This is a genomic window from Micromonospora sp. NBC_00860 (assembly GCF_045207375.1).
Lineage (GTDB): Bacteria > Actinomycetota > Actinomycetes > Mycobacteriales > Micromonosporaceae > Micromonospora > Micromonospora vinacea.
Genome location: NZ_CP108825.1, coordinates 2,981,050 through 3,001,153 on the forward strand (window position 1 = coordinate 2,981,050; position 20,104 = coordinate 3,001,153).

At 73.3% G+C, this 20,104-nt stretch carries 19 protein-coding genes; 10 read left to right on the forward strand and 9 right to left on the reverse strand.

The window, feature by feature from the left end:
• Positions 1 to 65 precede the first annotated feature (65 nt).
• Positions 66 to 695 carry an MBL fold metallo-hydrolase gene (locus OH804_RS13800; protein ID WP_406065516.1) on the reverse strand — a complete coding sequence of 210 codons (630 nt, stop codon included), beginning with the start codon at positions 693 to 695 and terminating at the stop codon, positions 66 to 68.
• Positions 692 to 1,780, reverse strand: coding sequence for an S-(hydroxymethyl)mycothiol dehydrogenase (locus tag OH804_RS13805; protein ID WP_406065518.1), 1,089 nt, complete (start codon positions 1,778 to 1,780; stop codon positions 692 to 694). Before OH804_RS13805 ends, OH804_RS13800 begins: the two co-directional genes overlap by 4 nt.
• A gap of 184 nt (positions 1,781 to 1,964) precedes the next feature.
• On the opposite strand from OH804_RS13805, the gene OH804_RS13810 reads away from it, so the two are divergent.
• Both OH804_RS13810 and OH804_RS13815 read left to right on the forward strand, forming a co-directional pair.
• Positions 1,965 to 2,384, forward strand: coding sequence for a hypothetical protein (locus tag OH804_RS13810; RefSeq protein ID WP_196922732.1), 420 nt, complete (start codon positions 1,965 to 1,967; stop codon positions 2,382 to 2,384).
• Positions 2,385 to 2,409: 25 nt separating this feature from the next.
• Positions 2,410 to 3,582 (forward strand): low temperature requirement protein A, encoded by a 1,173-nt coding sequence (locus tag OH804_RS13815; protein WP_406065520.1) that lies wholly within the window; start codon positions 2,410 to 2,412, stop codon positions 3,580 to 3,582.
• 6 nt (positions 3,583 to 3,588) lie between these two features.
• On the opposite strand, the gene OH804_RS13820 is transcribed toward OH804_RS13815, so the two are convergent.
• The 4 genes from OH804_RS13820 to OH804_RS13835 all read right to left on the reverse strand — a co-directional run bounded on the left by OH804_RS13820 (position 3,589) and on the right by OH804_RS13835 (position 7,039).
• A complete protein-coding gene (locus tag OH804_RS13820) occupies positions 3,589 to 4,500 on the reverse strand; it encodes an SDR family oxidoreductase (protein WP_196922730.1) in 912 nt (303 codons plus the stop codon).
• A 22-nt stretch (positions 4,501 to 4,522) separates the two neighbouring features.
• Positions 4,523 to 6,031 carry a flavin-containing monooxygenase gene (locus tag OH804_RS13825; RefSeq protein ID WP_406065523.1) on the reverse strand — a complete coding sequence of 503 codons (1,509 nt, stop codon included), beginning with the start codon at positions 6,029 to 6,031 and terminating at the stop codon, positions 4,523 to 4,525.
• 73 nt (positions 6,032 to 6,104) lie between these two features.
• Positions 6,105 to 6,560, reverse strand: a complete 456-nt coding sequence (locus OH804_RS13830) for a hypothetical protein (protein ID WP_406065525.1) — start codon at positions 6,558 to 6,560, stop codon at positions 6,105 to 6,107.
• On the reverse strand, positions 6,560 to 7,039 hold the full coding sequence (locus tag OH804_RS13835; RefSeq protein WP_196922727.1) for a hypothetical protein: 480 nt from the start codon (positions 7,037 to 7,039) through the stop codon (positions 6,560 to 6,562). Before OH804_RS13835 ends, OH804_RS13830 begins: the two co-directional genes overlap by 1 nt.
• A 44-nt stretch (positions 7,040 to 7,083) precedes the next feature.
• On the opposite strand from OH804_RS13835, the gene OH804_RS13840 reads away from it, so the two are divergent.
• The 7 genes from OH804_RS13840 to OH804_RS13870 all read left to right on the forward strand — a co-directional run bounded on the left by OH804_RS13840 (position 7,084) and on the right by OH804_RS13870 (position 16,286).
• On the forward strand, positions 7,084 to 8,061 hold the full coding sequence (locus OH804_RS13840) for a helix-turn-helix transcriptional regulator (protein ID WP_406065527.1): 978 nt from the start codon (positions 7,084 to 7,086) through the stop codon (positions 8,059 to 8,061).
• Between the two features lie 92 nt (positions 8,062 to 8,153).
• Positions 8,154 to 8,786: an ATP-binding cassette domain-containing protein gene (locus tag OH804_RS13845; protein WP_406065529.1), complete on the forward strand. Its 633-nt coding sequence runs from the start codon at positions 8,154 to 8,156 to the stop codon at positions 8,784 to 8,786.
• Positions 8,783 to 10,060 (forward strand): hypothetical protein, encoded by a 1,278-nt coding sequence (locus tag OH804_RS13850; RefSeq protein ID WP_406065531.1) that lies wholly within the window; start codon positions 8,783 to 8,785, stop codon positions 10,058 to 10,060. The genes OH804_RS13845 and OH804_RS13850 overlap by 4 nt, the downstream gene beginning before the upstream one ends.
• Entirely contained in the window at positions 10,057 to 11,823 is a 1,767-nt protein-coding gene (locus OH804_RS13855; protein ID WP_406065533.1) for a hypothetical protein, read from the forward strand. Before OH804_RS13850 ends, OH804_RS13855 begins: the two co-directional genes overlap by 4 nt.
• On the forward strand, positions 11,820 to 14,204 hold the full coding sequence (locus OH804_RS13860) for a hypothetical protein (RefSeq protein WP_406065535.1): 2,385 nt from the start codon (positions 11,820 to 11,822) through the stop codon (positions 14,202 to 14,204). The genes OH804_RS13855 and OH804_RS13860 overlap by 4 nt, the downstream gene beginning before the upstream one ends.
• A 40-nt stretch (positions 14,205 to 14,244) precedes the next feature.
• Positions 14,245 to 14,868 (forward strand): ABC transporter ATP-binding protein, encoded by a 624-nt coding sequence (locus OH804_RS13865; protein WP_196922721.1) that lies wholly within the window; start codon positions 14,245 to 14,247, stop codon positions 14,866 to 14,868.
• The gene (locus OH804_RS13870; RefSeq protein WP_406065537.1) at positions 14,865 to 16,286 is read left to right on the forward strand and encodes a DUF6297 family protein; all 1,422 of its coding nucleotides are present in this window, start codon (positions 14,865 to 14,867) and stop codon (positions 16,284 to 16,286) included. The genes OH804_RS13865 and OH804_RS13870 overlap by 4 nt, the downstream gene beginning before the upstream one ends.
• Positions 16,287 to 16,316: 30 nt before the next feature.
• Here the strand turns inward: OH804_RS13870 and OH804_RS13875 are convergent, their stop codons facing one another.
• Positions 16,317 to 17,348, reverse strand: coding sequence for a PHB depolymerase family esterase (locus OH804_RS13875; protein WP_196922719.1), 1,032 nt, complete (start codon positions 17,346 to 17,348; stop codon positions 16,317 to 16,319).
• A gap of 385 nt (positions 17,349 to 17,733) precedes the next feature.
• On the opposite strand from OH804_RS13875, the gene OH804_RS13880 reads away from it, so the two are divergent.
• Positions 17,734 to 18,312 (forward strand): dihydrofolate reductase family protein, encoded by a 579-nt coding sequence (locus OH804_RS13880; protein ID WP_406065540.1) that lies wholly within the window; start codon positions 17,734 to 17,736, stop codon positions 18,310 to 18,312.
• Here the strand turns inward: OH804_RS13880 and OH804_RS13885 are convergent.
• Positions 18,294 to 19,004: a helix-turn-helix domain-containing protein gene (locus OH804_RS13885; RefSeq protein ID WP_406065542.1), complete on the reverse strand. Its 711-nt coding sequence runs from the start codon at positions 19,002 to 19,004 to the stop codon at positions 18,294 to 18,296. The genes OH804_RS13880 and OH804_RS13885 overlap by 19 nt on opposite strands.
• A 41-nt stretch (positions 19,005 to 19,045) precedes the next feature.
• Positions 19,046 to 20,044 (reverse strand): PLP-dependent aminotransferase family protein, encoded by a 999-nt coding sequence (locus OH804_RS13890; protein ID WP_406065544.1) that lies wholly within the window; start codon positions 20,042 to 20,044, stop codon positions 19,046 to 19,048.
• Positions 20,045 to 20,104 lie beyond the last annotated feature (60 nt).

A 20,104-nucleotide genomic window follows, 5' to 3' on the forward strand; every position in this document is an offset into this window, starting at 1 on the left:
TCGTCGACCACGCACCACCACGTCAGCAGTACGACGCGTCGGGCCGACCGGAACGCCCACAGCGGTCAGTGGCCGCGGGCCAGCCACTCCTGCAGGTGCGGGGCCTCCGCGCCGATCGTCGTGTCGTCGCCGTGGCCGGTGTGCACGACCGTCTCCGCCGGAAGGGTCAGCAGGCGGGTGCGGATGGACCCGACGATGGTGTCGAAGTCGCTGTACGAGCGGCCCGTCGCGCCCGGACCACCGGCGAAAAGCGTGTCGCCGGTGAACACCGCGCCCAACTCCGGTGCGTGGAAGCTGCACGCACCGGGGCTGTGCCCGGGGGTGTGCAGCACCCGCAGCGTGGTGCCGCCCACCTCGATGCTCTGCCCGTCGTGCAGCTCGCCGTTGGGCGGCAGGTGCGGGTGGACCATGTCCCAGAGGACCCGGTCGGCGGCGTGCAGCAGCACCGGCGCGCCGGTGGCCTCGGCCAGCTCGGGCGCCACCCGGACGTGATCGTCGTGGGCGTGGGTGGCCAGGATCGCCCGGACCTGCCGGTCGCCCACCAGGGCGAGGATCGCCGCCACGTCGTGCGGCGCGTCCAGGACGACGCACTCGCGATCGTCACCGATCACCCACACGTTGTTGTCGACGTCGAACGTCTGCCCGTCCAGGGAGAACGTGCCCGAGGTGACCGCGTGGTCGATCCGGGCGGTCACGGGAAAACCACCACCGAGCGGAGCACGTCGCCGTTGTGCATCCGGTCGAACGCGTTCTCGACCTGGTCGAGCGCGATCTCCTCGGTGACGAACGCGTCGAGGTCGAGCCGGCCCTGCAAATACAACTCGGTGAGCATCGGGAAGTCCCGGCTGGGCAGGCAGTCGCCGTACCAACTGGACTTGAGGGCCCCGCCGCGCCCGAAGACGTCGAGCAACGGAAGCTCGACCTGCATCTGCGGGGTCGGTACGCCGACCAGCACCACAGTGCCGGCCAGGTCGCGGGCGTAGAACGCCTGCTTCCACGTCTCCGGTCGGCCCACCGCGTCGATCACCACGTCGGCGCCGAAGCCGCCGGTGGCGGCACGGATCGCCTCGACCGGGTCGGTCTCGGAGGCGTTCACCGTGTGCGTGGCGCCGAACTTGCGGGCCCAGTCGAGCTTGCGGCTGTCGGTGTCCACCGCGACGATCGTGGTGGCGCCGGCGAGGAGCGCACCGGCCACCGCCGCGTCCCCGACGCCGCCGCAGCCGATCACCGCGACCGAGTCGCCCCGGGTCACGTTTCCGGTGTTCATCGCCGCGCCCAGCCCGGCCATCACCCCGCAGCCGAGCAGGCCCACGGCGGCCGGTCGGGCCGCGGGGTCCACCTTCGTGCACTGCCCGGCGTGCACCAGGGTCTTCTCGGCGAACGCGCCGATCCCCAGCGCCGGCGCGAGTTCGGTGCCGTCGGTGAGGGTCATCCGCTGGGTGGCGTTGTGGGTGTTGAAGCAGTACCAGGGCCGACCCCGGCGGCAGGCGCGGCAGACCCCGCAGACCGCCCGCCAGTTGAGGACCACGAAATCGCCCGGGGCGACGTCGGTGACCCCCTCGCCGACCTGCTCCACGATGCCCGACGCCTCGTGACCGAGCAGGAACGGGTAGTCGTCGTTGATGCCACCCTCGCGGTAGTGCAGATCGGTATGGCAGACACCGCACGACTGGATCCGGACGATCGCCTCACCGGGCCCGGGATCGGGCACCACGATGGTGGTGACCTCGACCGGCGCGCCCTTGCTGCGGGAGATGACTCCCCGGACTTCCTGGCTCACTTCGCCTCCTGCTGGTGGTCTGCGGCAGGGCCGGGCGCCGGGTGGGCGGGTGTGCCACGGGCTCGGCGGTGGGCCCCCGGCGAACCTACCGCGACCACCACGGCCAGCCCAGCCGGCCCGGCGGGTTATCGCGGGCGGTCCGGGGTACGCGGGCCGCATTCGACCACGGCCGACGGGAGTGACAATGAAAACCGCGCACCTGCCACTGCGGGTCAGTATCGGCGCGTACTTCCTCAACTCGGGTCTCGGCAAGCGCACCCTGGAGGGCACCGCCGCCGAGGGCTTGCACGGGATGGCGGTCGCCGCCATGCCCCAGCTCGGTCAACTCGAACCGGCGCGCTTCGCCAAACTGCTGTCGTACTCGGAGATCGCCCTGGGGGCGGCGCTGATCGCGCCGTTCGTCCCGGCGCCCCTGGTCGGGCTCGGCCTGACCGCGTTCGGCGCGGGCCTGGTGCAGCTGTACCTGAAGACGCCGGGGATGCGCGAACCCGGCAGCATCCGCCCGACCCAGCAGGGCGCGGGATTGGCCAAGGACGTCTGGCTGGTCGGCGCGGGGCTGACCCTGGTGCTGGAAGGGCTGACCCACGGCCGTCGGCGCGGCTGACCGGCGGGCGGCCTGAGGAACTGCGGTGAGCCAGCCTCGGTCGGTGCGGCCGTTCTACCGGCCGATGCGGCCACGTCGTCGCGACGAGCCGCACCGTACTGCCACGCCGCTGGAACTCTTCTTCGACCTGTGCTTTGTGGTGGCCGTGTCGCAGGCCGCCACCAACCTGCACCACGCCGTCTCCGAGGATCAGCTCGGCCACGCGCTGACCAGCTACCTGATGGTCTTCTTCGCGATCTGGTGGTCGTGGATGAACTTCACCTGGTTCGCCTCGGCCTACGACACCGACGACGACCTCTACCGGATCACCACGCTGGTCCAGATCGCCGGCGCGCTGATCATCGCCGCCGGAGTGCCCCGGGCGTTCAACGACGGCGACTTCAGCGTCATCACGTACGGCTATGTGGTGATGCGGATCGCGCTCGTGGTGCAGTGGTGCCGGGCCGCCGCCGGTGACCCGGCGCACCGCCGGGCGGCCCGGCGGTACGCGATCGGCGTCACCATCGTCCAGCTCGGTTGGCTGCTCCGGCTGGTCCTGCCGCCGGATTGGGGTACCGCGGCGTTGCTGCTGCTGGTCGTGGCCGACCTGCTGGTGCCCGCGGTGGCCGAGCGGCCGGGGATGACCCCCTGGCATCCGCGCCACATCACCGAACGGTACGGGCTGTTCACCCTGATCGTGCTCGGTGACGTGGTGCTGGCCACGTCGGTGGCCATCCAGACCGGGGTGGATGCCGGCGACCGTCACCTCTGGTCGCTGGCGGCAGCGGCCACCGTGATCGTGTTCGCTCTCTGGTGGCTCTACTTCGACCGTCCCATCGACGCGCCCGACCGGATGCCGTACACGCTGGTGTGGGGCTACGGCCACTACCTCATCTTCGCGGCGGTCGCCGCTGTCGGCGCGGGTCTGAGCGTGTCGGTGGACCACGAGCGGCACCTCGCGCACATCTCGGGAAGGACCGCCGGGTACGCGGTGGCCGTCCCGACCGCCGTCTTCCTGCTCACGGTCTGGGTGCTGCACGTACGCCGGCAGCAGCACGGCGCGGTGGTCGTCGCCTTCCCGGTCGTCGCGCTGCTGGCACTGCTCACGCCGTTCGGTCCGGCGCCGGTGTACGCGGTGGCGGCGCTGCTGGTCGCCCTCGTGGCGTTGACAGTGGTGCTGCGTCGTCGCGACGTGGGCCCGAGGGCGACGGTGGTCTGACCGCTGTCACGCCACCTCGCGGGCTGGGTCGGCGAGGGCGTCGGCGGTGCGGGGCACGGGCACGCCGGGGGCCGGCGGCGCCGGACGCGCCACTCCCCGGTTCAGGCCGGTGACCAGGACCCGGTTGTACGAGGCTGGCATGACCCGGGCCAGCAGGTCGGGCAGCTTCGCCGACCAGCCGATCAGCACCCGGCCCCGACGCCGCTCGACGCCGCGCAGGATCACCTCGGCGGCCCGCTCCGGCGCGATGGTCAGCAGCTTCTCGAACTGCGCTCGGCCGGCCGCGTACTCGTCGTGGGACACGCCGCTGCCGATCCGGGCGTTCTCGGTGATCCGGGTCCGGATGCCGCCGGGATGCACCGAGGTCACCCCGATGCCGTCGTCGACCAGCTCGTGGCGCAGCGCCTCGGTGAAGCCGCGCACGGCGAACTTGCTCGCCGCGTACGCGGTCTGCCCGGCCGGCGCGATCAGCCCGAACAGACTGGAGATGTTGACCAGGTGTGCCCCCGGCTCGGCCCGGAGGGTGGGCAGCAGCGCGTGGGTCAGTTGCGCCACGGCCCGGAAGTTGACGTCGATCACCCAGCTGAACTCGTCGAACGTCACCTGGTCGAACCGACCGCCGAGGCCCACACCGGCGTTGTTGATTAGCAGGCGTACGCGTGGGTGCCGCTGGCCGATCTCCGCGGCCACCTGGGCGGTGGCGGTCTGGTCGGCGAGGTCCACGAGGTACGTGGCGAGCTGACGATCCGGGTGGTCGGCGCGGATCGCGGTGGTGACCGCGTCCAGCCGCTCGGCGTCGCGGTCCAGCAGGACCAGATCGCTGCCTCGGCGGGCCAGCGCGTGGGCCAGCGCCGCGCCGATGCCACTGGCCGCCCCGGTGACCACGGCGGTCGCGCCGGCGAAGTCGAACCTCTGCACGATCGTGCTCCTCTGCTGGCGGTTACCGACGCTCGGACGCGACGGGACGTGAGGTGCGGTCAGGCGCGGTCATCCCGCGGGCGCGCGAGAACCGCACCCCCTCGTCGGTGAGCCGGCCGTACCGCATCAGCAGCACGTCGCGGGCGTAGTTCTGGTGCAGCCGCCACGGCGCTGTCGCACCCTGCTTGGGCAGCGTGTCGACGGCCCGCAGCACGTAGCCGGAGCGCAGGTCGATCAGCGGCACCCGCTCGGCGTCGGGCGGCGGGAGCGCTGTGACGACCTGTTGGCCGGTGCGGTCCAGGTGCCGCAGCAGTCGGCAGACGTAGCCGGCGACCAGGTCGGCCTTGAGCGTCCACGACGCGTTGGTGTAGCCGAGGGTCAGCGCGAAGTTCGGCACACCGGAGAGCATCATGCCCTTGTAGGCGACGGTGCTCGGCAGGTCGACGTCGACGCCGTCCACCCGCAGCGTCAGGCCACCGAGGGCGAGCAGGTTGAGCCCGGTGGCGGTGACCACGATGTCGGCGGGCACCTCCGCGCCGGAGGTCAACCGGACACCGGTAGCGGTGAAGGTGTCGATGGTGTCGGTCACCACCGACGCGGTGCCGTCGCGCACGGCTGCGAACAGGTCGCCGTCGGGTGCCACGCAGAGCCGCTGGTCCCAGGGGTCGTAGCGGGGCGAGAAGTGCCTGTCGACGTCGTACCCCACCGGGAGCCGGCCCCGCGCGGCCCGGCGCAGCACCCGCTTGACCAGGCTGGGCGCACGCCGGCTGAGCTGGAAGTTGACTGTGGACAGCAGCACGTTCTTCCAGCGCACCACCGGATACGCGGCCTTCGCCGGCAGCCAACGCCGCAACGCGTCGGCCAGCCGGTCGCGGGCGGGCAGCGCCAGAAGGTACGTCGGCGAGCGCTGGAGCATAGTCACGTGCGCGGCCCGCTGCGCCATCGCCGGCACCAGGGTGACAGCTGTGGCGCCGCTGCCGATCACCACCACCCGCTTGCCGGTGTGGTCCAGGTCGTCGGGCCAGTGCTGCGGGTGCACCAGCCGCCCCGCGTACGCCTCGACGCCGGGCAGGGGCGGGGTGTAACCCCTGTCGTAGCGGTAGTAGCCGGCGCAGGCGAAGAGGAACGAGCAGGTCAGCACCACGGTTTCGGCGGTGTCGGTGCGCTGGGCGTGCACCGTCCAACGGGCGGTGTCGCTGTCCCACTCGGCGCGCAGCACCCGGTGGCGGAAGCGGATGTGCCGCGGCACGTCGTACTCCCGGGCGGTCTCCCGCACGTACTCCCGGATGGTGGTGCCGTCGGCGATGGCCTTCGGCGCGGTCCACGGCATGAACGAGTAGCCGAGGGTGAACATGTCCGAGTCGGAGCGGATGCCCGGGTAGCGGAACAGGTCCCAGGTGCCACCGATGGCGTCGCGCGCCTCCAGCACCGCGTACGTCTTGTCGGGGCAGTCACGACGCAGGTGGCAGGCGGCGCCGATGCCGGACAGGCCGGCACCGATGATCAGCACGTCGACGTGGTCGGAGGCCATCGCGTTCCTCCATCCGGGGCGGTGATCGGACCCTAACACCGCCTCCGGATGGCCGACAGTTGTCGCGAGAGCGCTAGGACGCCCGGGTGAAGGTCATGATCCAGTTGGTCTCCCAGGTCTGCTCGCCGTCGACCGAGAACGCCTGCTCCCAGCGGGCGGTCGTCGCGCTGATGCCCGACCAGATGAACCGGCACCGGACCGGGCGACCCTCGTGCTGGTCGTCGGCGTAGAAGCGGCCGACCCCGTCGACGAAACGGCCCACCATCGGCGGCAGCCCCAGCGCCCCGGTGTCGCTGCTCATCCAGTAGATCGACCACTCCTGTCGCGCCGGGTCGAAGATCCGGACCGTGGCGCCAGCGGAGCCCTTGGTCGGGAACGTGATCTCGTCGAAGTGACCGCCGCCGGCGAAGAAGCCGTGCGCCACCGACACCCCGGGGAACTCCTCCCACTCGTCGGAGCCGACCAGCCGCTTGCGCAACCGCCGGTTGACGACGTTCCAGGTGCCCACAAAGAAGTCGAAGTCGCCCATCAGCGGCCCACCGGCCCTTCCGCTCGCGTGTCGTCCAGATATCCAGGCAGGTTGGGAGCGTCCGGCGCAAGCACGTGCCGAACCCAGGCTGCCCGTTCGTGCTCCAACACCGCCAACTCCCAGACGCAGCCGACGGCGGGTCGGCGTACCTCGACGAAGTTGGTCGGATCGTCGTCCGGGCAGTCCAGCGCCGGTTGACCGGCCGCGGCGACGCGGACCTCCACCGCGTTGTCCCACACCCAGGTGTACGCCAGCAGGTAGGCACCGGTGTCCGCGCCCCGGTGCAGCACCACCCACCCGGCGGCCGGGGTGCCGTCGTCGACGAGGTCGACCAGCAGGAGGGGCAGCTGCTCGTACGCGGCCTTCTCCACCTCGGGTTCGATGGGTCGCTCGGGCTGGTCGATGTGGTAGCGCTTGAGGTGCCGGCCGTTCACCAGCACCGGGCCGGGCGTTCGTAGTTCCTTGTCGCGAAATGCCATGCCGGGACGGTAGGACGGGTCCCCTGACAACTAGTGTCAGTGAAGTGCGGGCTTCTCGACTTCTCTCCGTCCTGCTGCTGCTCCAGTCGCATGGGCGGTTGACCGCCGCGCAGCTCGCCGAGCGGTTGGCCGTCTCTCCCCGCACCATCTACCGGGACGTCGAGTCGCTGCACGCCGCCGGCATCCCGCTCTACGGCGAGGCCGGGCACGCCGGCGGCTACCAGCTCGTCGACGGGTGGCGGACCCGACTGACCGGGCTGACCGCCGAGGAGGCCGACCGGCTGTTCCTGGCCGGGCTGCCCGGCCCGGCCGACGAGTTGGGCTACGGCGACGTGGTGGCCGCGCTGCAACTCAAGCTGCACGCCGCGCTCCCCGCGCCGCTGCGCGACCGGGCGACCCGACTGCAACAACGCTTCCACCTGGACACTCCCGGGTGGTACGCCGACGGCGACGCCTCCCCCGAGCTGGCCCGCACGGCCGAGGCGGTCTGGCGGCAGCACCGCGTCGAGGTGCGCTACCGGGGCTGGAACGGTGAGGTGACCCGCGTGCTGGAGCCGTACGGCCTGGTGCTCAAGGGCGGCCGTTGGTATGTGGTGGCCGACCAGCCCGGCCGGGGCGCTCCGGCGACCTACCGGGTCAACCAGATCCTCGCGTTGACCCCACTGGCGCAGGAGTTCGACCGCCCCGCCGACTTCGACCTGCCGTCCTGGTGGCGGGCGCACGTGGTGCAGTTCCGGGCCCGGCTGCACCGCGACGAGGCCCACGTCCGGCTCTCCCCCGCCGGGCGGGAGCGGCTGCGCGAGATCGGCAGCGATCCGGTGGTGAGCGCGATGGACGCCAGCGCCGGGCCACCGGACGCACGGGGTTGGGTGACCGCGGTGCTGCCGATCGAGTCGCTCACCCATGCCCACGGCGACCTGCTGCGCCTCGGCGCCGACGTCGAGGTGCTGACCCCGGCGGCGCTGCGCGAACGGCTGGCCGCCACGGCGGCCGGGCTCGCCGCGCTCTACTCCCCCGCCTGAACAGCCCTCGACGTCTCCACAGTGGAAGAGTCGGGGGCGTCGATTGTCGTCACGGTGTGCCACCCTGGGACGGTCATCGATGGTCACCGGAGGTGAGGGTCACGTTACGGCTACGCGCACTGGTCGCCGTCCCCGGCACCGGCCCGGTGACCCTCGACGTTCCCGCCGGCACGCTCGCCGCCCTGGTGGCGCCGCCCCGGTTCGGCACGGCGGTGGCCCGGGTGCTGGCCGGGCTCGCGCCGCCGGTGACCGGTCGCGTCCTCGTCGGCGACCGGGACGTCACCGCCCTGCCGCCGCCCCGCCGGCAGATCGGCTACGTGCCCGCCGGTGGCGCGCTGCTGCCGCAGCTCACCGTGCGGCGCAACATCGAGTACGGCCAGCGCAAACGTGAACGGGTGCACGAGGTGGCCAACGACTGGACGGCCACCGTCGTCGACCGGCTCGAGTTGGGGTTGTCCCTCGCCCTGCTTCCGCACCAGATCTCCGCCGCCCAGCGGTTCCGGGTGGCGCTCGCCCGAGCGGCGGCCTGCCTGCCCGAGGTGCTGGTGGTCGACCTGCCGGCCGGTTCGGCGGGCGACAGCCGCCTCGGTGACCTGATGCCCCGGCTCTCGCCACCGGACGCCCCCGGGGTGGCGGTGCTGGTCTGCACCGCCGACCCGGCCACCCTGGCCGAGATTGCGGTGCGGCACGAGCTGGTCACCGAGCCGACCGAGGCGACCCGATGAGGCCGCCCGCCGGAGTGAGCCGTCGTACGCTGCTGCGCGCCGCCGCCGCGGGCTCCACCGCGCTGGCCGCCGGCTGCTCCGGCGGACCCCGGTCGGTGCAGGTCGCGGTGGTCTGGAGCACCAGCGAACTGGACCGGTTCCGCGAGGTCGTCGCCGGCTACCCCGCCCCGGTGCAGGTGGTCAGCGCCGGCAACGACATCGACGCGTTCCTGCGCGCCCGACACCTCGCCGGCACCAGCCCGGACGTGGCGATCCTGCCGCGCCCCGGCCTGGTCACCGAGTACGCCCAGCGCGGCTGGCTGAGCCCGGTGCTCGCGTCCACCGAGTACGCCGTACCCGCCGGGTTGGGCGAGCTGCTGACGGCCGAGGGCCAGCGCTACGGCGTCTGGGTCAAGGCGGCGCACAAGTCGCTGGTCTGGCACCTGCCCTCCATGTTGCCCGTGCAGCCGGCCAACTGGGACGCGCTGGTCCGGCGGACCCAGGAGCTCGGCGCGCTCGCCCGGCGCGACGGCGGGCCGGCGCCCCTGGCCATCGGGGCCGCGGACGGTTGGGTGCTCACCGACTGGTTCGAGAACGTCCTGGCCGACGTGGCACCCGAGAGCTACAACGCCCTGGCCCGACCGGACGCCGACTGGCAGGGCGGGCCGGTGCGCGAGGCGCTGGACCGGCTCGCTGGGCTCTGGAGCATCAACGGGGCGTTCGTCGGCGGTGGCCGTCGCGCCCTGCTCACCCAGTACGAGGAGTCGGTGATCCAGGTGGTGCACACGAAGCGGGCGGTGATGCTCGTCGGGGCCGACTTCACCGCCGACGTCGCCGACCCGTTCCAGCGCGGCCCGGAGGCGCCTGTCACGTTCCGGTTCCCGGGCGCCCAGCCGGGCGGCGGCCCACTGATCGTCGGTGGGGACGCGGCCGTGGCGTTCACCGACGCCCAGGGCGGGGTCGAGCTGGTCGAGTGGCTCACCCGGGTCGACTCGTTCCAGCCGTGGCTGCGCGCCGGCGGCTACCTCTCGCCCAACACGAACGTCGCGATCGGCAGCTACCGGGACCGCGTCGGGCAGGGGCTCGCCGCGGAGATGCGAACGCCCGGCACCCTGCGTTTCGACCTCTCCGACCAGTTGCCGGGCGCGTTCACCGGCTCGGACGGGGTGGGCATCTGGCGGATCATGCAGGGCTTCTTCGCCGACGTCACCGACGGGGTCCGCGCCAGCGAGGCGATCCGCCGGGCCACCGGCCTGCTCGCCGCCGCGGCGCGTAGCGCGGGGGGCGGCCGATGAGCCAGGTGCGGGTCCTCGGCGAGCTGGCGGTCCTCGACGACGTCGGTCCAGCCCGACGGGGTCGGGCCTACCCGGCGGCGGGGGCGACGTCGGCCCTGCTGCTGCCGGCTGCGGTGCTGCTCGGCGGATTGGTGCTGTGGCCGGTGCTGCGGACCATGCACGCCAGCGTCACCACCGACGGTCGCTGGGTCGGCGCGGCGCACTTCCGGACCGCGCTCGCCGCCCCGGGCACCGGCGCGGTGGTCGGCCGGACGGTCCTCTGGGCCCTGCTGGTGCCGGCGGTGGTGACGGCACTGGGCTATCTGCTCGCCGCCGCGTCCCGCCGCTCCGAGGAGGGCGGCCTGGTCCGGCTGATCCTCCTGGTGCCGGTGGCGTTGCCGCTTGTCGTCACCGGGGTCACCTTCCGGCTGATGTACGACCCGGACCCGAGCCGGGGGTTGGCCACCCTTGTCGCGACCCGACTGGCCGGCCGCTCGGTGGAGGACGCCCCACAGTTGCTCGGGCCGGGAATGGTCACCGTCGCGTTGATGTCGGCGTTCGTCTGGGCCTGGGTCGGGTTGGCGGTGCTGGTCTTCCGGTCCGCGCTGGACGCGGTGCCACCGAGCCTCGCTGACGCGGTCCGCGCCTACGGCGGCAAGCGTCGCCATGTGCTGTGGGACGCGCAGTGGCGGCCACTGCTGCTGCGGACGACCGCTGTGGTCTTCGCGTTGGTCGCCGTCGGCACCAGCCGCACGTTCGACCTGATCCTGGTGATGACCCCCGGCTCGGTCCGCGACGAGGCCTCGGTGCTGGCGCTGCGGATCTGGCAGACCTCCGGGGGCACCACCACCGGCGACGGCGCCGCGCTCGGCGTGGTGTGGCTCGTGGCGGTGATCGGCGGGATCATGGTGGCCGCGCTCTTCGTCCGGCAGGCCTGGCCTCCACCGCCGGTCGAGGCGGCACCGGAGCCCGCTCCGGTCGCCCCGCCCCGGCGGGTGTTCCGGCTGCTCGCGGCGGGTGCCGCGATCGCCTGGCTGGTGCCGCTGGCGGTGCTGGTCGCCACGTCGGCGCATGGCCGGGTGGACGCCGCCGCGCGCGGCTGGTGGTCGGCGCCGCCAAACGGCGAGTCCTACCGCAACCTGGTCACCGGCACGGAGCTGTGGCGCACGCTGGGCTTCACCCTGCTGCTGGCGACCGCGGTGACCGCCACGGTGCTGGTGGTCGCGCTGCTGGCCGCGTACCCGCTGGCCTGGTTGACCGGGCCAGCCGCGCAGGCCACCGGTCTGCTGCTGCTGGCCGCCAGCGTCGTGCCGATCCAGGTCATCGCCGGGCCGGTCAACGAGGTGCTGGGCCTGGTGCTCTCCTCCGGCACGGCTCAGGGCCTGGCCCTGGTGCACATCGCGCTGGGCGTGCCGTTCGCGGTGCTGGTGCTGCGCAACGCGTTCGCCGACCTGCCGGTCGAGCAGGTCCGCGACGCCCGGCTGGGCGGCCGGCGGTGGTGGCACACCCTGCGCCGGTTGGCCCGGCACAACCGGTCGGCGGTGGTGGCGGTCTCCGTGCTGGAGTTCGTCCAGGTCTGGAACGACCTGGTGGTGGGTCGGCTGTTCGGTGGGCCGGGGTCCTTCCCGCTCGGGCCGTTCCTGGCCGAGCAGACCCGCAGCTTCGTGAGCAACAGTGGCGCGCTGGCCGCCAGCTCGGTGCTCGCCTCGGTGCTGCCGGTGGTGCTCGTGGTCCTGTCGCGGCGGCACCTGGTCGCCGGGCTCGTCTCCGGGGGCGTCCGGTGACCGGGCCGGGCGGTCCGCGCGGTGGCTCGCGCTGGCCCGCGCTGATCGCGATCGCCGGCGTGGTCGGCAGCATCCTCGCCAACGTGGCCAGCAACCTGGCCGGCAACCTCCTCTCCGAACTGGCGGCCAGCGTGCTCGGGCCGGTGACCATCGTGCTGGCCTCCGGTGGCGTCGTCGGTTACGTGGTGTACGAGGTGCGCCGCCGCCGGGCCGGTCGGGAGGTCGGCCCCGAGCCGACGGAGGTGCTCACCACCCCGGCCACCGGGGCGCCCAACTTGCCGTACACGGCGGAGTTCACCGGTCGCGACGAGCACGTCGACGCGCTGGTCGGTCTGCTCGCCCGGGAGCACGCGGTGGCGGTCCTGGGCCGACGCGCCGTAGGCACCTCCGCGTGCGCCGTGCAGGCCGCGAACCAGTGCCGGAACGACTTCCCGGACGGGCAGTACTACCTGGACCTGCGGCGGCGCGGCCGACCCCGCTCGGCCCGGCAGGTGCTCACCGCGCTGGCCCGGATCCTGGGCACCGCCCCGCCGACCTCCGGACGTCCGGACGCGCTCGTCGCCGCCGCCGACGCGCTGCGCGGCCAGCTCGACGGTCGCAAGATCCTGCTGGTGCTGGACAACGTGGACCGTCCCGACCAGGTCCGGCCGCTACTGCCGCCCACCGCGCGCACCTGCCGCCTGCTGCTCGCCGGTGGTCCGGCGCTGGTCGGTCTGGAGGGTGTGGTCGCGCACTGGATCGCCGAACCGGGCACGTCCGAGGCGGTGGAGTTGTTCGCCACGGCGGGCGGGGCCGCGCCCGCCGCCCGGGTCCGCCGCGCCGACCCGCGCACCGACCCAGCGGTACGCGACATCGTCGACCTGTGCGGGCGGCAACCGCGTACCGTCCGTGCGCTCGGTTACCGCACCGCCCAGCACGGCTGGCGGCACTCCGACGTGCTGGACGCGCTGCGCCGGGCGGTGCAGACGCCACCGCACCAGCGGCTCGCCGTCTCACCGGTGGCCCGTCTGGTCACCGAACGGGACATCGCGTACCGGGTGTTGCCCCGCCAGGCCCGCCGGTTGTACCGGCTGATGTCGCTTGTCCCCGCCCCGGTGGACCGGCCCACCATCGCCGCGCTGGCCGGGCGGCACCCCGAGCTGGTGACGGCGCTGCTCGACCGGTTGGCCGCCGCGGCGTTCGTGGTCGGCGCGCCCGGCGACCGGTACGAGATCCGTCCCCTACTGGCCGGCAGCGCCCGACTGCACCTGCGGGACGCGGACCCGGCCCGGGCCCGGGTCGCCGCGCAGGCCCGGTTGACCCGGCACCTGGCCCGCCGGGCCGAACGGCACGCGGCCAACCTGGCGGTGCTCGGCTCCCCACCGGACCGGGAGTGGTCGCTGCCGCTGGACGACGACCCGTACGGCTGGTTCGACCTGCACCAGGAGCTGCTGCTGGCGGTGGTGCGGGTGCCGGCGGGCGCGAAGGAGACGCTGCCCCGCCGGGTCCGCCGGTGGTGGTTCCGGCTGGCCGTGGCGCTGTGCGGTTGGCTGGCGTACGCCGACCGGCTCGACGAGTGGGAGCAGGTCTGCCGCACCGTGCTGGCCACCCCGACCGCCGACGACCGCCCGGAGATCGCGGGGTGGGCGCACAACGAGCTGGGGGTGTTGCGCCGACGCCGGCACGACCCGCAGGGGGCGGCGGCCGCGCTCACCCTGGCGGTCAACGAGCGGGGGCGGCGGGGCAACGCCCAGGCGCGGATGAACCTCGGCCTGGCCCTGCTCGACCTGGGGCAGCTCGACGACGCGGTGGAGCACCTGGAGATGTCGCGCCGACACCGCTCCGGCGCCGACCGGGCCGGGCACGCCCTCACCGAGCTGGGCCTGGGCGCGGCCCAACTGGCCCGGGGCGAACCGGACACCGCGCACCACCACCTGGTGCGGGCGGCCAACACGTTCCGGTCGGTGGGCGACGCGCGCGGGTACGCGGCGGCGCTGACCAACCTGGTGCTGGTGCACGCGGCGCTCGGTGAGCACCTGGACGCCGCCCAGGCGTGGCGGGCCGCGCTGCGCGAGTACGAGTCGGTGAACGACCCGACGAGCCGGGCGACGGCGCTGCTGAACGCCGGGGCGACGCTGCTGAGCAGCACCCCGGGGCAGGCGCGCACGGCGTACGAGCTGCTGGCCGAGAGTCGCCGGCTGCGGGAGGAGACCCGGCCGACCGCCGGGCTGGCGCGCACCCTGCTCTATCTGGGTGACGCCTGCGCCGCGCTGGGCGACCGGGCCGACGCGCGGCGGCACTGGGCGGACGCGGCGGCGGTGGCCGAGGAGGTCGCCGACGCCCAGGGGTTGGCCGCCGCCGACGCCCGACTCGAGGATGATGCCGACAGCCGGGTGACGTAGGTCGCTCGGGTTGGTCGGTGGCACAGCTCTGGGAGACTCTGTGATCGTGGACGCGCTCTCGGTACGGGGACTCAGTCGCAACTTCGGCAACCTGGTCGTGCTCGACGAGGTGAGCTTCACGCTCCCGGCGGGCCGGATCGCTGTGGTGCTGGGCCCCAACGGCAGCGGCAAGACCACACTGCTGCGCTGTGTCGTGGGCGCCGACCGGCCGGACGCGGGTGAAGTGCTGGTGCAGGGCCGCCGTGCCGACGAGACCGATCCTCAGGTGCGGGCGCTGGTGGCGGCCGCCCTGGACGACATCGACTTCTTCCCCGACCTGTCGGTGGTCGAGCATCTGGAGTTGGTGGCGTACGCCCACGGGGGTGACGCCGAGCCGGTCGAGGAGGTCCTCGCCGAGCTGGGCCTGGAGCCGGCCCGCGACCAACTGCCGGTGACGCTGTCCAGCGGGCAGCGCCGCCGGCTGGCGCTGGCGTCCTGTTTCGTCCGGCCCCGCCGGGTGCTGATCCTGGACGAGCCCGAGCAGCGGCTGGACGTTCGCGGGCGACAGTGGCTCGCCGACCGACTCCTCCGGGAACGGGCGGCGGGTGTTGCCGTGCTGTTGGCCTCGCACGACCCGGAGCTGATCGACGCGGTGGTCGACGAGCGCATCGAGATCGGCAAGTGACCGCCGCGCCGGCCACGATCGCCGACGCGCCGGCCGGGGTGCCGACCGCCCGGCAGGTGCGAACGCACCTGCGCAAGGCCCGCAGCCGACACCACGACCATTCCCTGGGCGACGTGCTCGGCGACGCGTACGTCATGGTCCTGTTCGTGGGCATGTACGGCTGGTTCGCGATCAGCGCCAGCCGCGACCTGCTGGACTCCCCCACCGTGGGGCAGGCCGAGCCGGGGGTGCGCTGGTGGCTGGCGGTCGCCGCGCTGCTGGCCGGCGCGGGGCTGGCCTGGCGTGGTCTGCGCGCGCTCGGCCCGCTGCTGGTCACCCCGGCGACGCAGAGCTGGGCGACCAGCGCGCCGATCGACCGGCGGGCCTGGCTGGCGCCGCGCTTCGTCCTGCTGCTGCTGGGCTCGGCGGCCGGCACCGCGGCGCTCGGAGTGGCAGTGGCGGCGCTCGGCGGGGTCAGCGAACCGTCCGCCCTGGGCTGGGCGGCGGCGGCCGGCGCGGGGTGGGGCGCTGCCGCGCTGGCGCTCAGCGTCGTCGCCCAGAGCAGCCGGTCGGGTCGGCGCTGGCCGACAGCGGTCGGGGCGGCGCCGATGGTGGCCGCGGCCGGGATCACCGCAGTGGTGGTGCTCGTCGGTCGCTTCGGCGACGGGCTGCCCCGGCCGGCGACGACGCCGGCCGCCGCGGTGTTCGCCGCCTCGGTGCCCCTCGTGGGCTTGGGTGTGATCCTCGCGGTACGCGCGCTGCCCCGGGTCGACCGGGCCACCCTGACCACCGGCGCGCAGTTCGCCAACGCCGCCGCCACGGCCACCATCCTGCTGGATCCGAGCCTGCTCGCCGGCCTGGTGGAGAGCCGCCGCTGGCGCACGATCGGCAGGGTCCACAGCCGCCGGTTCCGGCCCGGCCCCGGCTGGTGGGCGTTGCTCCAGGCCGACGTCCGCCGGTTGCGCCGCCACCCGAGCGCCGTGCTGATCTGGGCGGCGCTGATCGGGGTGCAGTACGCTGCCGCGCTCGCCCTGCCCGGGTTGGCCGGGGCCGCGCAGGTGGTGTTCGCGTACCTCGCCGCCGGCCGGCTGACCGGCGGCCTGCGGTCGGTCAGCCGCTCACCCGGTCTGCGTCGGGCGCTCGGCGGCAGCGACAACCTGCTGCGCGGGATCCACGTGGTGGTGCCGGCGGTCGGTGCGGGCCTGTGGTGGTTGCTGACCCTGCCCACGGTCGACCCGGGGCCGGCCTGGCTGGCGCCGACGCTGGCGCTCGGGGTGGTGGCCGCCGCGTTCCGGGCCGGCACCCGCCCGCCCATCGACTACGGCGGCGCGACGGTCAACACACCGTTCGGGATGATCCCGGTCGACCTGATGCGTCAGGGGTCACGGGGGCCGGCGCTGCTCGCCGTGCTGGTCCTCGTCCAGCTGTTCCTGGGCTGACCGGCCAACCGTCCGGCCAGCCCGGGGCACTCAGCCGTCCAGCCGACGGACCATGTTCATGATGGTCTCGACCTGCGCGCCGCCCTTGATCGGGAAGTTGGTCGCGCCCAGGTAGCCCCACCAGTCCCAGCAGCCGTTCGGGTTGCTGAGGGAGGTGCTCGCCTGGGGGTACAGGACGATCAGGTTGTTGGTGTCGGCGTACTGGTTGAGGTTGGCCCGGTCGACGAACGCCGTGCCCACCGCGCCGGAGGACTGCACGCAGCCGTGCAGGGCGACCAGCAGGCGGCACGACTGGCCGGCCGCGCAGGCCGATGGGACGTAGGCGAAGCCGTTGGCGTCCATGCTCAGCCCGTTGGCCCAGCCGTTGACTGCGAAGGTGTTCTGGCTGAACCTGATGAGCGAGCCGCCGAGCGTCCCGGTGTTCGGTGCGGTCACCCCGCCGAGCAGCTTGCGCAGGAGGACGTTCTGCGGGTCGGTGCCGCAGTCGTTGAGGTACGGCGACGCGGTCGCCGCGCATCCGAGCGTGCCGTACGGCGTGACCCAGGAGTGACCGGCGGCGGAGCCGCTGTCGTACTGCACGCTGGCCCCGAAGTGCTGGTAGTACCGGACCAGGTCGTCGGTGACGGACTTCTTGACGGTGGTGTCGTTGCCGCCGTGGAACACGTACACCGGGTCGCCGGACAGGTTGCCGACCGGGTCGACCCAGCCGTACGACGCCCAGGTCCGGGTGTACGTCTGCAGCGCTGACACGTTTGTCGGGTACCGGTTGTCGCCGCAGCCGTAGAGCGCCTGGGCGACGGTGTTCTGGGAGCAGTAGTACGGTCCGGCGGCGAAGACGGCCGCTCCCCGGATCCGGGACGAGTAGGCGACGTGCAGTTGGGTGGCCATGTAGCCACCGGAGGAGACCCCGGCGACGTAGACGCCGGAGACGTTGTAGGTGCCCAGCGACCCGGAGACCGGGGGCTTGGTGGGCGGGTTGGCGGCCTGGGCGGGTGCCGCCGCGGTCAGGATCAGCAGGAACAAGGCCGCGAGGGTGGTGGCGGCTTTCAGCGGTGTGGGCATGGGCGCTCTCCTCGGCAGCGCCAACGGGGGCGTCGGCGTGCGCCGAAGCTACCGTGACATAGACCACACCAGATATGAGCGTAACCGCCACGTCCAACCGCGTCGAGGTGTCCCCCACGCCCACGTCTGCATCGGGGAAAGCGCGGCTACTCCAGATCGCCACCTTTGCTCTGCTTCAACCGAGGCAACATCCGCGTCCGATATCCGGACAACGGGTGTTGCCTTCGCTCCAGCAGAGCAAAGCGGGTTGACCACACTTGCCGACCGGGCGCACCACCATGCCCGGCAGCGCGTCTGGACCCGATGTCGTTTCCGTCCAAGACAGCGCCGCGACCGCCATCTAGCGTGGACCCAGCAGCCCGCCCGAGCATGAGGAGACACCACAATGCGCAACCTGGTCTACACCGGTTTCATGTCGCTCGACGGCGTCGTGGACTCGCCCGGCGGCGGGCCGGGTGAGGAGCACCGCAGCGGCGGTTGGGTGTTCAAGGACCTCGAGTTCGTCCCGGAGGCCTGGTCGCTGAAGGGCGAGGAGCTCACCGACACGACGGCGCTGATGTTCGGCCGTCGCAGCTACGAGGCGTTCGCGCCGGTCTGGCCCGGTTCGGAGGACCACGCCGACTACAAGGAGCTGCCCAAGTACGTGGTGTCGAGCACGCTGCCCGACGACGCGCTGGTCGACGGGTGGGGGCCGACGACGATCCTGCGCTCGACCGGGGACGTCGCCGCGCTCAAGCAGGGCGAGGGCGGGGCGATCTTCATCCACGGGAGCGCGGAGCTGGCCCGGCGGCTGTCGGACGAAGGGCTGATCGACCAGTACAACCTGCTCGTCTTCCCCGTGCTGCTCGGTGCCGGGAAGAGCCTTTTCGGCCGGGCCGACCGGGACAAGCACATGCTGATGCTGCGGGAGTCGGAGAGCTACTCGAACGGCATCCTCAAGCTCGTCTACGACGTCAAGCGCTGATCCAGGTCGAGGCCGATGGCGCCGCCGGTGCCCTCGCGCAGTTGCCTGACGGTGCGTCCGACGTAGCAGCGCAGTGCCCGGGCCAGGTGCGGCTCGTCGAAGTAGTCGAGCTTGGCGACCACGTCGGCGGCCGGGTCGCCGGTGGCCAGCAGCTCCGCCGCCGTACGGGCCCGCTCGACCTGCCGGATCGCGCCGCGCGTCAGGCCGGTCGCGGCGCGGAACCGGCGTTCGACGGTACGCCCCGAGACGGCCGGACGGTGGCCCCGCAGCAACTCGGCGACGAGCGGGTCACGGACCACGGCCCCGGCCCGGACGAGGCTGTCGACCAGGGCCTCGGCGTCGTCGGGGCCGGGCGTCTCCCAGCGCGCGCCGTCCAGCCGGAACGTCCGGCGTGTGGTGTCGGGAAGCTCGATGCCGCCGTCGACGAGCGTCGGCGTGGGCACGGCCCGCAGCGAGGTGCCGACGGCGAACTCGATGCCGGTGAAGGTCGCGCCCTCCGGCACCGGCGCCGTGCCGGTCCGGGTCTCGGGACCGGTGATGCTCGTGTACATCCGGCCGGCCTGCTCCCAGAACACCAGGCCCCAACGCACCCCTGCCACGGACGTCATCGTGGTGACCTGCTCGCTCGTGCAGGTCCACACGGCGTCGACCCAGGGCGAGTCGGACCCGCGCGTCTCGAACCGCAGTCCCACTGGCGAAGGATACGCCAGCGAGCACGGTGGACCGGACGGTCCTAGCCGGAGCGGAGAGCGGCGGCGACAGCGGCGACGCCGTCGGCGATCTCGGTGGGCGTACGGGCCGCGTAGCCCAGCACGAGGCCCGGCCGGTACGGCCGCTGGCAGTGCCAGGACAGCGGTTGCACCTTCACCCCGCGCGCCAGCGTCGCCGTGGCCAGTTCGGTGTCGAGAACCGCGTCGTCCAGCGTGATCATCAGGTGCAGGCCGGCGGCGGCGCCGTGCACCGTCGCCGATGGCAGCGCGCGGGCCAGCGCGGCGATCATGGCGTCCCGCCGGCGGATGTGTCGACGGCGCAGCAGCCGCAGGTGCCGCTCGAAGGCGCCGGAGGTCATCAGCTCCGCCAGCACCAGTTGCGGTAGCACGGCGTTGCCCAGGTCGGCGTTGCGCTTGGCGGCCACCACCGCCTCGCGCAGTCGCGCCGGCACGAGCAGCCAGCCGACCCGCAGGGCGGGGGCGAGCAGTTTGGAGACGCTGCCGGCGTAGCAGACCTGCTCGGGCAGCAGTCCACGCAGCGCGGGCACCGGAGGACGGTCGTAGCGGTGCTCGGCGTCGTAGTCGTCCTCGATGATCAGACCGCCGGCCCGCGCCCAGGCGACGAGGTGGCGGCGGCGGTCACCGTCGAGCACCACGCCGGTCGGGAACTGGTGCGCGGGGGTGAGCATCACGGCCGGTGCGCCACTGGCGACCAGCTCGTCGACCCGCAGCCCGGCGTCGTCGACGGTGATCGGCGGGGTGTCCATCCGCCAGTTGTTCAGGTGCTGTCGCACCCCGAGGGAGCCCGGGTCCTCGACCGCGATCCGGTCGACGCCGGCAGCGGTGAGTGCCTGGGCGAGCAGGCCGAGCGCCTGGGAGACGCCGGCCACGATGATCACCTCGGCGGGGTCGACGCTGATGCCGCGGTTGCGGGCCAACGCGGCGGCGACGGCCTGCCGCAGCGCGGGCGTGCCACAGGGGTCGCCGTAGCCGAGGTCGGCCGCGGCGAGGCGACGCAGCACGGGGCGTCAGGTCGATTGACGCGTGCGCCGCGCGTACCGCGTCGAAGATGTCGGTGCCCG

What these genes read in the sequence shown, in the direction of transcription:
- OH804_RS13810 (WP_196922732.1), top strand. Translation starts at nt 1,965, where the DNA reads ATGAAAACCGCGCACCTGCCACTGCGGGTCAGTATCGGCGCGTACTTC.
- OH804_RS13825 (WP_406065523.1), bottom strand. Translation starts at nt 6,031, where the DNA reads ATGGCCTCCGACCACGTCGACGTGCTGATCATCGGTGCCGGCCTGTCC.
- OH804_RS13830 (WP_406065525.1), bottom strand. Translation starts at nt 6,560, where the DNA reads ATGGGCGACTTCGACTTCTTTGTGGGCACCTGGAACGTCGTCAACCGG.
- OH804_RS13835 (WP_196922727.1), bottom strand. Translation starts at nt 7,039, where the DNA reads ATGGCATTTCGCGACAAGGAACTACGAACGCCCGGCCCGGTGCTGGTG.
- OH804_RS13850 (WP_406065531.1), top strand. Translation starts at nt 8,783, where the DNA reads ATGAGGCCGCCCGCCGGAGTGAGCCGTCGTACGCTGCTGCGCGCCGCC.
- OH804_RS13855 (WP_406065533.1), top strand. Translation starts at nt 10,057, where the DNA reads ATGAGCCAGGTGCGGGTCCTCGGCGAGCTGGCGGTCCTCGACGACGTC.
- OH804_RS13875 (WP_196922719.1), bottom strand. Translation starts at nt 17,348, where the DNA reads ATGCCCACACCGCTGAAAGCCGCCACCACCCTCGCGGCCTTGTTCCTG.
- OH804_RS13880 (WP_406065540.1), top strand. Translation starts at nt 17,734, where the DNA reads ATGCGCAACCTGGTCTACACCGGTTTCATGTCGCTCGACGGCGTCGTG.